This window comes from Xanthobacter tagetidis (assembly GCF_003667445.1).
GTDB lineage: Bacteria > Pseudomonadota > Alphaproteobacteria > Rhizobiales > Xanthobacteraceae > Xanthobacter > Xanthobacter tagetidis.
Map to the genome: position 1 here is coordinate 124,629 of NZ_RCTF01000013.1, position 14,043 is coordinate 138,671.

General features: G+C 69.3%; 10 protein-coding genes. 3 read left to right on the plus strand and 7 right to left on the minus strand.

What is annotated here, in order from left to right:
* Nucleotides 1-55: 55 nt before the first annotated feature.
* The 7 genes from atpD to D9R14_RS15905 form a co-directional block, all read right to left on the minus strand.
* The gene (gene atpD / locus D9R14_RS15875) at nt 56-1,492 is read right to left on the minus strand and encodes a F0F1 ATP synthase subunit beta (RefSeq protein ID WP_121624317.1); all 1,437 of its coding nucleotides are present in this window, start codon (nt 1,490-1,492) and stop codon (nt 56-58) included.
* A 33-nt stretch (nt 1,493-1,525) separates the two neighbouring features.
* On the minus strand, nt 1,526-2,401 hold the full coding sequence (locus tag D9R14_RS15880; protein ID WP_121624318.1) for a F0F1 ATP synthase subunit gamma: 876 nt from the start codon (nt 2,399-2,401) through the stop codon (nt 1,526-1,528).
* A gap of 37 nt (nt 2,402-2,438) precedes the next feature.
* The gene (gene atpA, locus D9R14_RS15885; RefSeq protein WP_121624319.1) at nt 2,439-3,971 is read right to left on the minus strand and encodes a F0F1 ATP synthase subunit alpha; all 1,533 of its coding nucleotides are present in this window, start codon (nt 3,969-3,971) and stop codon (nt 2,439-2,441) included.
* Nucleotides 3,971-4,501, minus strand: a complete 531-nt coding sequence (locus D9R14_RS15890; protein WP_210313881.1) for a F0F1 ATP synthase subunit delta — start codon at nt 4,499-4,501, stop codon at nt 3,971-3,973. The genes atpA and D9R14_RS15890 overlap by 1 nt, the downstream gene beginning before the upstream one ends.
* Nucleotides 4,502-4,913: 412 nt before the next feature.
* The gene (locus D9R14_RS15895) at nt 4,914-6,266 is read right to left on the minus strand and encodes a S41 family peptidase (RefSeq protein ID WP_121624321.1); all 1,353 of its coding nucleotides are present in this window, start codon (nt 6,264-6,266) and stop codon (nt 4,914-4,916) included.
* Nucleotides 6,263-7,609 carry a murein hydrolase activator EnvC family protein gene (locus D9R14_RS15900; protein WP_245420841.1) on the minus strand — a complete coding sequence of 449 codons (1,347 nt, stop codon included), beginning with the start codon at nt 7,607-7,609 and terminating at the stop codon, nt 6,263-6,265. Before D9R14_RS15900 ends, D9R14_RS15895 begins: the two co-directional genes overlap by 4 nt.
* An 83-nt stretch (nt 7,610-7,692) precedes the next feature.
* A complete protein-coding gene (locus D9R14_RS15905) occupies nt 7,693-9,561 on the minus strand; it encodes a M3 family oligoendopeptidase (RefSeq protein ID WP_121624322.1) in 1,869 nt (622 codons plus the stop codon).
* Between the two features lie 409 nt (nt 9,562-9,970).
* Here D9R14_RS15905 and D9R14_RS15910 point away from each other — a divergent pair, with 409 nt between their 5' ends.
* From D9R14_RS15910 to mepK, 3 genes are all read left to right on the plus strand, one after another.
* On the plus strand, nt 9,971-10,663 hold the full coding sequence (locus D9R14_RS15910) for a response regulator (protein ID WP_121624323.1): 693 nt from the start codon (nt 9,971-9,973) through the stop codon (nt 10,661-10,663).
* A 250-nt stretch (nt 10,664-10,913) separates the two neighbouring features.
* A complete protein-coding gene (locus tag D9R14_RS15915) occupies nt 10,914-12,890 on the plus strand; it encodes a L,D-transpeptidase family protein (RefSeq protein ID WP_147453044.1) in 1,977 nt (658 codons plus the stop codon).
* Nucleotides 12,891-13,214: 324 nt separating this feature from the next.
* Nucleotides 13,215-14,043, plus strand: an 829-nt coding sequence (gene mepK / locus D9R14_RS15920; RefSeq protein WP_245420843.1) for a peptidoglycan L,D-endopeptidase MepK, incomplete at its 3' end; no start/stop codon positions are given.

Below are 14,043 nucleotides of genomic sequence, written 5' to 3' on the forward strand. Positions count from 1 at the left end.
GGGTACCAGGAGCAGGATCTCGGGGTTACCGGCTCACCCCGTCACGGCTTCTGGCTCAGGCCGCCTCGGCGGCGAGCTTCTTGCCCTTCTCGATGGCTTCATCCATGGAGCCGACCATGTAGAAGGCCTGCTCGGGCAGGTAGTCGTACTTGCCTTCGACGAGGCCCTTGAAGCCGGCGATGGTGTCCTTGAGGTCCACGAGCTTGCCCGGGGAGCCGGTGAACACTTCCGCGACGTGGAAGGGCTGGGACAGGAAGCGCTCGATCTTGCGGGCGCGGGCGACGGTGAGCTTATCCTCTTCGGACAGCTCGTCCATGCCCAGGATCGCGATGATGTCCTGCAGCGCCTTGTAGCGCTGGAGGGTCTGCTGCACCTGACGCGCCACGTTGTAATGCTCCTCGCCGATGACCAGCGGGGAGAGGATGCGCGAGGTGGAGTCCAGCGGGTCCACCGCCGGATAGATGCCCTTCTCGGCGATGGAGCGCGAAAGCACGGTCGTCGCGTCGAGATGGGCGAAGGAGGCGGCGGGCGCCGGGTCGGTCAGGTCGTCGGCCGGCACGTAGATGGCCTGCACCGAGGTGATCGAGCCCTTGGTGGTGGTGGTGATGCGCTCCTGCAGCTGGCCCATGTCGGTGGCCAGTGTCGGCTGGTAGCCCACCGCCGAGGGAATGCGGCCGAGCAGCGCCGACACTTCCGAGCCGGCCTGGGTGAAGCGGAAGATGTTGTCCACGAAGAACAGCACGTCCTGGCCCTGGTCGCGGAAGTGCTCGGCGACGGTGAGGCCGGTGAGCGCGACGCGGGCGCGGGCACCCGGAGGCTCGTTCATCTGGCCGTAGACGAGGGCGCACTTGGAGCCGGCGGCCGAGCCGTTGTGCTCGTGGGGATCCACGTTCACCTTGGACTCGATCATCTCGTGATAGAGGTCGTTGCCCTCGCGGGTGCGCTCGCCGACGCCGGCGAACACGGAATAGCCGCCGTGCGCCTTCGCGATGTTGTTGATGAGCTCCATGATGAGCACGGTCTTGCCCACGCCGGCGCCGCCGAACAGGCCGATCTTGCCGCCCTTGGAGTACGGCGCGAGCAGGTCCACCACCTTGATGCCGGTGACGAGGATTTCCGCTTCCGTGGACTGCTCGGCGTAGGACGGGGCCGGCTGGTGGATGGCGCGCTTGCCTTCGCCGACCACCGGACCGAGTTCGTCCACCGGCTCGCCGATCACGTTCATGATGCGGCCGAGGGTGGCCTCGCCCACCGGCACCTGGATCGGCGCGCCGGTGTCGGTCACGGGCTGGCCGCGCACGAGGCCCTCGGTGGCGTCCATCGCGATGGTGCGGACGGTGTTCTCACCGAGATGCTGGGCGACTTCGAGCACCAGGCGGTTGCCGTGATTGGTGGTCTCGAGCGCGTTCAGGATTTCCGGCAGATGGCCGTCGAACTGCACGTCGACAACGGCGCCGATGACTTGGGTAATGCGTCCGGTGGGGTTCGCCATGTTCGTCGTCCTTTGTCCTCGTCCAGGCCGTGGTCAGAGCGCTTCGGCGCCGGAGATGATTTCGATGAGTTCCTTCGTGATCATGGCCTGACGCGTCCGGTTGTAGATCAGCGTCTGCTTCTTGATCATGTCGCCCGCGTTCCGCGTCGCGTTGTCCATGGCGCTCATCTGCGAGCCGTAGAACGACGCCTGGTTTTCCAGCAGCGCCTTGAAGATCTGCACCGCCAGATTGCGCGGCAGCAGGTCGGCGAGGATCTCCTCCTCGTCCGGCTCGTATTCGTAGACCGGGGCGTCGGCATCGGCCGCGCGCGCCTCGAAGGTCGCGGGGATGAGCTGCTGGGCGGTGGGCACCTGGGCGATCACGCTCTTGAAGTGAGCGTAGAACAGCGTGCAGACGTCGAACGCGCCCTGGTCGAGCAGGTGCAGGATTTTGGCGGCGATGTCATTCGCCTCCTTGAAGCCGATGGTGCGCACCGCGCGCAAATCGACCAGCTCGATGATGTCGTTCGGGAACGTGCGGCGCAGCTGCTCGTAGCCCTTGCGGCCGACGCAGAAGAACTTCACCTGCTTGCCGTCGGCGATCAGCGAGAGCGCCTTCTCGCGAGCGAAGCGCACGATCGAGGAGTTGAACGCGCCGCACAGGCCGCGCTCGCCGGTGGCGACGAGCAGCAGGTGCCGCTCGCTCTTGCCCGTGCCGGTGAGCAGGAGCGGCGCCTGGCCGCCCTGGAGCATGCCAGCCGCAAGGTTGCCCAGCACCGTCTCCATGCGCTCGGCATAGGGCCGCGCCGCCTCAGCCGCCGCCTGGGCGCGCCGAAGCTTCGCCGCGGCGACCATCTGCATCGCCTTGGTGATCTTCTGCGTCGCCTTCACGGAGGCGATGCGGTTTCTAAGGTCCTTCAGGCTCGCCATCGCGACCGTCCGTCAGTTCGAGACAACTCCAGGGCGATCAGGCGAAGCTCTTGGCGAAGGCGTCGACCGCCTTGGTCAGCTTCTCGGTCGTTTCCTTGGAGAGCTCCTTGGAGGTCCGAATGGTGTCCAGAATGTCCTGGTGCTGGGCGTGCAGCGCCAGCAGCAGGCCGGCCTCGAACTCGCGCACCTTGGAGACCGGAAGCGGGTCCAGGTAGCCGTTGATGCCGGCGAAGATCACCGCCACCTGCTCTTCGACCTTCAGGGGCGAGAACTGGCTCTGCTTGAGCAGCTCGGTCAGTCGGGCGCCGCGGTTGAGCAGCTTCTGGGTCGAGGCGTCGAGGTCCGAGCCGAACTGGGCGAAGGCCGCGAGCTCGCGATACTGGGCGAGCTCGCCCTTGATCTTGCCCGCCACCTGCTTCATCGCCTTGATCTGCGCCGCCGAGCCGACGCGCGACACGGAGAGGCCGACATTCACCGCCGGGCGGATGCCCTGGTAGAACAGGTCGCTCTCCAGGAAGATCTGGCCGTCGGTGATGGAGATCACGTTGGTCGGGATGTAGGCGGACACGTCGTTCGCCTGGGTCTCGATCACCGGCAGCGCGGTGAGGGAGCCGGCGCCGTTCTCGTCGTTGAGCTTGGCGGCGCGCTCCAGCAGGCGGGAGTGGAGGTAGAACACGTCGCCCGGATAGGCCTCGCGGCCCGGCGGGCGGCGCAGCAGCAGCGACATCTGGCGATAGGCGACCGCCTGCTTGGACAGGTCGTCATGGATGATGAGCGCGTGCATGCCGTTGTCGCGGAAATACTCGCCCATGGCGGTGCCGGTGAACGGCGCCAGGAACTGCATCGGCGCGGCATCGGACGCCGTGGCGGCGACGATGATCGAGTAGTCGAGCGCGCCCTGCTCCTCCAGCACCTTCACGAACTGGGCGACGGTGGAGCGCTTCTGGCCCACCGCGACATAGACGCAGTAAAGCTTCTGGCTCTCCGGCGCATCGCCCGCGTTCAGCGGCTTCTGGTTCAGGATCGCGTCGAGCGCGACGGCGGTCTTGCCGGTCTGGCGGTCACCGATGATGAGCTCGCGCTGGCCGCGGCCGATCGGGATCATGGCGTCGATCGCCTTGAGGCCGGTCTGCATGGGCTCGTGCACGGACTTGCGCGGGATGATGCCCGGCGCCTTCACGTCGACGCGGCGGCGCTCGGTGAACTCGATCGGGCCCTTGCCGTCGATCGGGTTGCCGAGGGCGTCCACCACGCGGCCGAGCAGGCCCTTGCCCACCGGCACGTCGACGATGGCGCCGGTGCGCTTGACGGTCTGGCCTTCCTTGATCTCGCGGTCGGAGCCGAAGATCACGATGCCGACATTGTCGATCTCGAGGTTCAGCGCCATGCCGCGGGTGCCGTTCTCGAACTCGACCATCTCGCCCGCCTGGACGTTGTCGAGGCCATAGACGCGCGCGATGCCGTCGCCGACGGAGAGAACCTGGCCGACCTCGGAGACTTCCGCCTCCTGGCCGAAGTTCTGGATCTGCTCCTTGAGGATCGCGGAGATTTCAGCGGCTCGAATGTCCATCAGCGGACCTCTTTCATCGCATGCCGGATAGAATTGAGTTTGGTCTTCAGGGAAGCATCGACCATGCGCGAGCCGAGCTTCACGATGAGACCACCGAGGATGGACGGATCGACGGTCACGTCGAGATGCACGTCCTTGCCGGTCTGTTGCGCCAGCGCCTCCTTGAGGGCGGCGAGGTGGGCATCGCCGAGCGGCGCGGCCACCGTGACTTCAGCCGTGGTCTCGCCGCGGCTTTTGGCGACGAGGGCGGCATAATCGGTAATCATGCGCGGCAGCGAGAACAGGCGGCGGTTCTGGGCCACCAGACGCACGAAATTTCCGGCGAGGCCGGCAATGCCAGCTTTGTCGAGCACCGCAGCCATCGCCGCGAGCTGCTGCTCGGCGGTGAAGACCGGGCTGCGCACGAGCCGCGCCAAGTCCGGGCTTTCGGCCATCAGGCCAGACAGCCGGCCGAGGTCCGCCTGCACGGCATCGATGGCGCCGGCCTCTTCGGCCAGCTCGAACAGCGCGGTTGCATAGCGCCCCGCCATGCCTGACACGATCGTCTCCGCCACCCGCACCTCTCTCGGACTTGCGACCTGATGCGGCGCACCATGCGCGCTTCTGCCCAAGCCCTTGATCTGTTGGGAATATTCTAGTGTGACCCGCCCCGAGGGATAATCCCGCGCCGCGAAATCCCGGTGTGCCTAACACAGGCCGTTGAAGGCGGCAACATGACCGAAGATAGGCCGATATGCCGCATTGCCGCACCGTGAGCGCACCGCCGGCGCCCGGCTGGCCCCGCGAAGCCGCGCCAGCCGGTGATTTTACCCTAGGGCAGGTGCCGGCGGCCGCCGCCAAATCGCTCGGCGGGGCCGACGAAGAGTCGCAAAACAATGAGGCCCCGCCTGGCGGGCGGGGCCTCGGATACCTGCCCCAAAGGGGGCGCAGCCGGTGTCGCGCTCAGTTGGCCCGGCTGGTCTTTTCGGAGGTGGCCGGGAAGGCCGCGTTCTTCACCGAGCCCTTCATCAGCTCGATGGCGAGCTTGAGCTGGGTGTCGTCCTTGGCCTCCGGCGGCACGTAAGCGGGCGAGCCGGTCTGCTCCTCCTCGCCGTTCTTGAGATGCCCCTTCAGCGAGGACTCGCTGCGGCCGTCTCCGGTCGCGCCGAGCTTGGCCTTCTCTTCCTCCGGCAGGTCCTGCACCAGGATGATGTCGGGGTCGATGCCCTTGGCCTGGATGGAGCGGCCCGACGGCGTGTAGAAGCGCGCCGTGGTCAGGCGCAGCGCGCCGTTCTCGCCCTCGCGGCCGAGCGGGATGATGGTCTGCACCGAGCCCTTGCCGAAGGTGCGCGAGCCGAGCACCGTGGCGCGCTTGTGGTCCTGGAGCGCGCCGGCGACGATCTCGGAGGCCGAGGCGGAGCCGCCGTTCACCAGCACGATCACCGGCTTGCCCTTGGTCCGGTCGCCGCCGCGGGCATTGTAGCGCTGGGATTCCTCGGGATTGCGGCCGCGGGTGGAGACCACCTCGCCACGGTCCATGAAGGCGCTCGACACCTCCACCGCCTGGGTCAGGAGGCCGCCGGGATTGTTCCTCAGGTCGATGATGTAGCCGCGGATCTTGTCCGCGCCGATCTCGCTGGTGAGGTTGTCGATGGCCTTCTCCAGGCCGGCATTGGTCTGCTGGGTGAACTGGTTGATGCGGATATAGGCGATGTCATCCTGCTCCACCTTGGAGCGGACGGCCTGGATCTTGATGACGGCACGCGTCACCTTCACCTCGAAGGGCTTCTCGATGCCCTTGCGGGAGATGGTGAGCCGGATCGGCGCGCCGACCTCGCCGCGCATCTTGTCCACCGCCTCGGTCAGGGTCATCCCCTGGACCTGCTCGTCATTGAGCTTGGTGATGAGGTCGCCGGCCATCACGCCCGCCTTGGCGGCCGGAGTGTCCTCCATGGGCGCGATGACCTTGACCAGGCCATCCTCCATCTTCACCTCGATGCCGAGGCCGCCGAACTCGCCGGAGGTCTGCACCTGCATGTCGTGGTAGGTCTTGGCGTCCATGTAGGACGAATGCGGGTCGAGGTCCTGGAGCATGCCCTTGATGGCGGACTCCACGAGCTTGGAATCCTCGGGCTTCTCCACATAGTCCGACCGCACGCGCGCGAACACGTCGCCGAACAGGTCAAGCTGCCGGTAGGTATCTGAGGACGCGGCCTCGGCCGTCATCCCGAAGAAGAGCCGCGGCTGCACCACGGTGAACGCCACCAGCGCCCCGGCGGCTGCGCCGAAAAGAAACAAAGACGTCCGACGCATCATCCGCGCACCTTCCGACTATCCGTTGCTGCCGCCCACCAGGGAGCGGGATCGATCGACACCCCGTCCTTGCGGAACTCTACATACAATTGGGGCTGTCCCGAGGCTGGAGGACCGCCGGCCGGGGCTGAAGGCCCCGTGGGGCCCACCCTGCCCGCGCGGCCCATCACCGCCACCGGCTCGCCGGCCAGGACGAACTGGCCGAGGTCCACAGTGATCCGGTCCATGCCCGCCATGAGAATATGGTAGCCGCCGCCCGCATTGAGGATCAAGAGTTGTCCATAGCTGCGGAACGGGCCGGCATAGACCACCCAGCCGTCCGCCGGAGCACTTACGGGGGCGCCCGAGCGGGTGGCGATGGTGAGCCCCTTCTCGGCCCCGCCGGCGGCGTCCGGCGCGCCGAACTCGCGCAGCCGGACCCCGGCAACAGGAAGCGGCAGCAAGCCTTTGGCGTCGGTGAAGGCCAAAGCGGGGCGCAGCCGCGCCGGGTCGTCCTCCCGCCCGAGGTCGCGCCGTAAAGCCGGTTGCGGCGCCGGGGGGACCTGAAGGGCGGCCTCGGCGGCACGGGCCGCGGGCGGCACCTCGGCCTCCAGCCGGGTCACGAGATCGTGCACGTCGCCGCTCGCCTTGGCGACGCCTTCGGCCTGGGCGCGGTCTGCTGCCGGCAGGGGATCGTTCTCCTGCTGGCGACGCTGGCGCTCGCTGATGAGGGCGGTGAGGCGCGCGCGATCCTCCTCTAATACCGTCCCCAGCCGCGCCAGTGTGCCGCGGGCCTCGGCCAGCTCGCCGCGCACCCGCGACAGCTCGGTGAGGTCGGAGGCCAGCGTCTCCGCCTCGACCCTCAGTTCGGGCACCAGCGCGCCGAGCAGGATGGCCGAGCGCACCGCGTCGAGCGCGTCGTCCGGGCGCATCACCAGAGCCGGGGGCGGCTGGCGCCCCATGCGCAGCAGCGCCGCCAGAACCTGGGCGAGCACGCCGCGCCGCTCGGCGAGCGAGATGTCGAGCGCCTTGGCGGCCTGGTCGAGGCGGCCCATGCGCGCTTCCAGGTCGATGATGCGCTGCTCGATGTCGCGGGCGCGCCCGGAGGCGTCAACCAGCAGGCGGGAGAGCTTGCCGCGGTCGCCCTTGGCCGCCTCGATCTCCGCCTTGAGGCGCTCCTGGAATTCCCGGGTGCCGGCGACTTCGGCCTTCAGCGCCGCACCGTCGCTGCCCTTGGCGGGCGGCAGCGGCGGCAGCGGCGCCGCCTTCTGGGCGAGGCGCGCGGCACTCTCGGCACGCGCCGGCGACCCCGCCGCGGCGCAGGCGGCAAGGAGGGCGAGGGCGAAAAGGCCAGTCCGCGGCATCATGCCGGGATTCTCGCCGCAGGACGGTTGCGCAGTGGTAAAGGCCGGGCGGCCCGGCCCGGCTTTTTTGCCAGCCGCCCGGCTTCTCAGGCCTCCATGCCCTCCAGCTCGGAAATCATGCTCTCGATCAACGAGAGGCCGGTCTGCCAGAAGGCCGGGTCGCGGGCATCGAGGCCGAACGGGGCGAGCAGTTCGGAATGGTGCTTGGTGCCGCCCGCCGCCAGCATGTCCAGATAGCGCTCGGCGAAGCCGTCGGAGGCCTTCTCGTAGACCGCGTAGAGCGAGTTCACGAGGCAGTCGCCGAAGGCGTAGGCGTAGACGTAGAACGGCGAATGGATGAAGTGGGGAATGTAGGTCCAGAAGCTCTCATAGCCGGAGCCGAGATGGATCGCCGGGCCGAGGCTCTCGGTCTGCACCTTCATCCAGATCTCGCCGAGCCGGTCGGAGGTGAGTTCGCCCTCGCGCCGCTCGGTGTGGACGTGGCGCTCGAAGGTGTAGAAGGCGGTCTGGCGCACCACCGTGTTGATCATGTCCTCCACCTTCTGGGCGAGCATGATGCGGCGCGCCTGCGGCGTCTCGGCGGCGGCCAGCAGGCGGCGGAAGGTGAGCATCTCGCCGAACACCGAGGCGGTCTCCGCCAGCGTCAGCGGCGTCGGCGCCATGAGCGCGCCCTGGCGGCCGGCGAGCACCTGGTGCACGCCGTGGCCGAGTTCGTGGGCAAGCGTCATCACGTCCCGTGGCTTGCCCTGGTAGTTGAGCAGCACATAAGGGTGCGCGGACGGCACGGTCGGGTGCGCGAACGCGCCCGGCGACTTGCCGGGGCGCACCGGCGCGTCGATCCAGGACTTGTCGAAGAAGGCGCGGGCGATGTCCGCCATCTTCGGCGAGAAGGTGCCGTAGGCCTGGAGCACGGTGTCCTTCGCCTCGCCCCAGGCGATGTCGCGGGTCGCGACCTTGGGCAAAGGCGCGTTGCGGTCCCAGAATTCCAGCCGCTCCTTGCCGAACCAGCGCGCCTTCAGCGCATAATAGCGGTGCGACAGGCGCGGATAGGCGGCGGAGATCGCCGAGACCATGGCGTCCACCACCTCCTGCTCCACCCGGTTGGAGAGGTGGCGTGCCGAGGCGACGTCGGAGAAGCCCCGCCAGCGGTCGGAAATCTCCTTGTCCTTCGCCAGCGTGTTGGTGACGAGGGTGAACAGGCGCACGTTCTTGCCCAGGGTGTCGGCGAGCGCGAGGCCGGCGGCCCGGCGCACCTCCTCCTTGGGGTCCTGCATCAGGTTGAGCGTCGGCTCGATGGCCAGTTCCTGGCCGTTCACCTGGAAGCGCAGCGAGGAGATGGTCTCGTCGAACAGCCGGCTCCAGGCGCTGCGCGAGGGGCTCGCCTTCTCGTGGAACAGCTGCTCGATCTTGTCGTCGAGCTGGTAGGGCTTGTCCTTCCTGAGGTCCTCGATCCAGGGCCGGTAGTGGCCGAGCGCCGGCACCGCCATGGCGGCCTCCAGCTTGTCGTCGTCCAGCCGGTTCAGCTCCAGCGTGAAGAACAGCAGATGGGTGGAGGCGTCGGTCAGGCGCTCCTGGATGTCGCCGTAGAACTTGGCGCGCGCCGGGTCGGAGGTGTCGCCGGCATAGACCAGGCTGCCATAGGAGGCGATGCGGCCCATGAGGTCGTCGATCTCCTCGTAGCGCCGCACCGCGGCCGCGAGCGCCTCGCCGGCGTCGGGGCCGTCGAGGAGCGCAGCGAGCTTGCCCTTGTAGTCGGCCTCGAACGTGAGGCAGGCCGCATCCGAGGTCTTGAGGTCGTCGGCGAGCGCGGGCGCATCCATGCCGGCATAGAGGTCGGCAAGGTTCCATTCCGGCAGGTCCTGCGCCTCGGTGCTGGCGGCAAGGGCCGAGGCGGGGGCGGCACGCGGCGCGCTCGGCGCTGCGGGCGAGGGAAAGCCGGAGAAGGGAACGGACATGGAACCTCCGAAAAGCGGCGCCTTACTGCGGGCGTGGCGCCTGGGCTGAAATTGGGATGCGCGGCGCCCGATGCCAAGGGGTATCAGCAACGGGAGGCAGGCACGAGGGCACGCCAGGTCAGGACGGAGAAGCGGACCGGCTCTGCGGCAGGCGCCGCCGGAGCCGGGAGACGCGGACTGCGGAAAGAGGACTTCGGAAAGGCGATTCGAACAGCAATCTGGCAGCAGGCGATTCGGCCCTCCGCACCGCCCGCAGCGCCGGACGGACGGAAGCCCTGGCGCAAAATCCCCTGAAACGGCGCCGCGCCGCAAGGGGTCGCGGGCAAGCGGCGCCGCCTTAGACATCCCTTAACCATCGCCGGCCAAGCTCGCGCGGTATCATCTGCCTCGCCTCCCATCCCGGACGCCCATGACCTCCTCCCTGCTCCTCGTCGAGGACGATGCCGACGAGGCCCGCCGCCTCGCCGCGGCCCTCGCGCATCTCGGCCACCGCACCAGCTGGGTGGAGGACGGCGACGCCGCGCTCGACCGCCTGTCGCGCGAGCCGTTCGACGCGGTTCTGCTGGACCTCGTGGTGCCCGGCCTCGACGGCATGGGCGTGCTGCGCGCGCTCGCGGCCCGCGGCGACGCGACGCCGGTGATCGTGGCGGTGACGCCCGGCGGCCTGGACGGTGCGCGCTCGGCGATTCGCGCCGGGGCGTGCGACTTCGTGGTGAAACCGGCCGGGGCGCTGCGCCTGGAAGTGGCGATCGCCAATGCCCTCGCCCGCGGCCGGCCCGTGGCCGCCGCACCCGACGGGCGGACGCGCGACGGCGCCACGGTGATCCGCCTCGCCGACCGCATGGCGCCGAGCCTCGCCCCGGTCCGCACCGAAGGGCTCGATTTGCTCGACGACGCCGGCCATGTGCGCGCGCTCGACGCGGTGGAGGCGGAGCTGATCCGCTTCGCCTGCACGCTCTATGGCGGACGCCTGACCGAGGTGGCGCGGCGTCTCGGCATCGGCCGCTCGACGCTGTACCGCAAGCTGGCGGAGATCGAGGCGGCGCCTGCCGCTGAGGAAGTCATGCTCGGCGCGGCGCCCCTGGCCATCGCCGCCGAGTGAAAGCGGTGCGTTAACCATGCCGGGCCGGACCCGGGAACCACCATGGGCACCGTTTGTTGCCGGTGAGTTACAGGACGATGAAATCCCTGTGTCACGCAAGCTTGTGAGTTGATCGCCCGGCGGCGAAGCGGCACCAACGCTCCTCGCGGGCCATTCGGAGGAGATCTGACCCATGCACGGTAAGTTGCTGGGCGCACTTGAGCGTGCCGTGGCGCGCGGCCGGGACTTCAGGCGCCGGGACTTCAGGCGCATGGCGCCCGCAGGCGTGCTCGCCGTGATGCTGGCGACGGCGCCCGGCATCGTGCATGCCGAGCAGGACGACCTGCCCGGCACCGCCGAGCTTCCCGCCGGCGCGGCGAAGGCCTCCCCTCCCACCACCGTGTTCCGCCCCGGCTCCGTCGGGCCGATGTCGGTGCCGCCGGCGCAGACCGCATCTCCCGCCCCGCCCGCGGCGGCGCCCGTCACCCATTCCGCCGGCTTCGGCGCCTCGACCGCGGTGTCCGGCGTCGATAGCGCCGGAAGCGGCGAGCCGCACCAGGGCCAGGCGCACCAGGGCCAGCCGCCCGCGCCGCCGAGCCTTGCCGCTCCCGCACCGGCCGCGCCCGCGGCCCCGGTCCAGCAGGCGGCGCCGGCAGCGCCCGCCCAGATCGCCCCCGCCCAGGCCGCTCCCGCCCAGAGTGCGGCGCAGCCAGCGCCGGCCCCGAGCGTCGCCCAGGCCGACCCGCTTGGCCTGGTGGCGGGCGAGATCCGCGCCTTGCTGGTGCACCCGGAAAGCCTCACCGGCAACAAGACTTTCCAGGAGGGCCTCGCCGCCTTCTACGGCGCGCGCGACGGCCGCCCGGTGTTCGTCGACGCCGCCGGCTTCGATGCCCGCGGCAATGCGGTGATCGCCCGCCTGCGCGCGGCCGAGGAAGACGGCCTCGATCCGGACGACTATGCGGTGCCGCCGCTGCCGCGCCGGGCCGACGCCTTGACCCTCGCCCGCGCCGAGCTGCATCTCGCCGTGGCGGCCCTCACCTATGCGCGCCACGCCCAGGCCGGGCGCTTCGAGCCTTCGCGCATCTCCTCTCTGGTGACGCCGGTGCGCGACATCCCCGTGCCGGCCGCGGTGCTCGACGCTCTCGCCGCCGCGCCCGACGCCAATGCGGCGCTCGCCGCCTTCAACCCGCCCCATGCCGGCTACAAGGCGCTGAAGGCCAAGCTGAAGGAGGTCGCCGGACAGACCACGCCGAAGATCGCGCCGGTGGCCACCGGCCCGCTGCTGCGGCCGGGTGCGAGCGATCCGCGCGTGCCGTCTTTGCGCACCCGCCTCGGCACCTCGGGCGCACCCAACGATCTGGTCTATGACCCGGCGCTGGTGGATGCCGTGAAGGCGTTCCAGGAATCGAGCGGCGTCTCGCCCACCGGCAATGTGGGCGCCTCCACCGTCGCCGCCCTCAACAAGGATGCCGGCGGAGGCGGCGGCAGCCTCACCGCCGACGTGATCGCCAACATGGAGCGCTGGCGCTGGCTGCCGCGCGATCTGGGCGACGCCTATGTGATGGTGAACATCCCCGAGTATCTGGTGCGCATCTACCAGGGCGAGCGGAAGATCCACGAGACCCGGGTGGTGGTCGGCAAGCCGCAGACGCCGACGCCGCTGCTCAGCCGCGACATGCAGTATGTGGTGGTGAACCCGGCCTGGAACATCCCGCCCTCCATCGCCCGCAACGAGATGATGCCGCTGCTGCGGTCCGATCCGAGCGCGCTCGGCCGGCGCGGCATCCAGGTGGTGAGCAACGGTTCGGGCGGCGTCTCCTTCCGCCAGCCGCCGGGCGAGCGCAACGCGCTGGGGCGCATCAAGTTCATGTTCCCCAACGACCATTCGGTCTACCTGCACGACACGCCGTCGCGCTCGCTGTTCCAGAACGACCGCCGCGCCTACAGCCACGGCTGCGTGCGGGTGTTCGAGCCGCTGAAGTTCGGCGAGGTGATCTTCACCCTCGGCATGCCGGGCGACACCTGGACCGAGGGCCGCATCGCCAAGATGTTCGGCAGCCAGGAGCGCTACGTGAACCTGAAGCAGCGCTTCCCGGTGCACATCGTCTACTTCAATGCCATGGTGGACGAGACCGGACGGCTGCGCGTGCGCGAGGACCTCTACGGCATTAACGCGCAGGTGAAGACCATCCTCGGCCTCGAAGGGCGTCACCGGATCGCCGAGAACCAGACCACGCGCACCCGCTGAGCCGGGTCCTGCCGGTGCCGACCGCGGCACCGGCCCCCTCCCGACTGATTCGCCCCCGAGGCCCGTGGCGGGAAAGCCACGGTCAAGCGCGCACGCGCTCCGGCACGTTTTCGCCACAGTCCGCCACTACTCACGACGGCGTGACATGGGGGAGAGGGGCGTAAAGCCGCCCTTAACCGAACCCGACAAGACTCCGATTGCATCGCGCCGCGGCAACAGTCGCGGCACCGACCAGACCTGAGCCTCGGGTTCGAGCCATTGCACATCCTTCCTGCGCCGCTTCTTCTCCCCTCCCGTCTCGTCGGCGCAATCCGCCGGCTGAAGGTGGTGGGCCTCGGCGCCCTGCTCGCCTTGTGCGGCACCACATCGCTGCAGAATGCGGTGGCCAACGGCGACACCCGCACGCTGCTCATCCACCACACCCACACGGGCGAGAGCGGCACGTTCACCTTCAAGAAGGACGGCCGCTACGACAGCGCGGCGCTTGAGAAGCTCAACTGGTTCCTGCGCGACTGGCGCACCAACGAGCCCACCAAGATGGACCCGCAGCTGTTCGACATCGTGTGGGAGGTCTATCGCGAGACCGACGCCACGGCGCCGATCCAGGTGGTGAGTTCCTACCGGTCGCCCGCCACCAACGCCATGCTGCGCTCGCGCAGCCGCGGCGTGGCGAAGACCTCCCAGCACATGCTGGGCAAGGCGATGGATTTCTTCATTCCCGGCGTCGACCTGGTGCGTCTGCGCGAAGCGGGGCTCAGGCTCCAGCGCGGCGGCGTCGGCTTCTATCCCACCTCCGGCTCGCCGTTCGTGCACATGGACACCGGATCGGTGCGGCACTGGCCGCGCATGAGCCACGACCAACTCGCCCGCGTGTTCCCGGACGGCAAGACCGTCCACGTACCCTCCAACGGCCGCCCTCTCGCCAAGTATGACGTGGCCCTGGCCGAGATCGAGGCCCGCGGGTCGCGACCCGGCGTGGCGGTGGCCTCCGCCGATGCCGGCAAGGGCGTGAAGAGCTTCTTCAACAAGCTTATGGGCCGCAAGGACGAGGACGACGACGAGGGTGGCGCGCCCGAGCCGCAGGTCCAGGCGGTGGCGGCCGCCACCCCGGCGCCGCCGGCCCGGCCTGCGGCCGCCGCACCGCCCGCCGCCG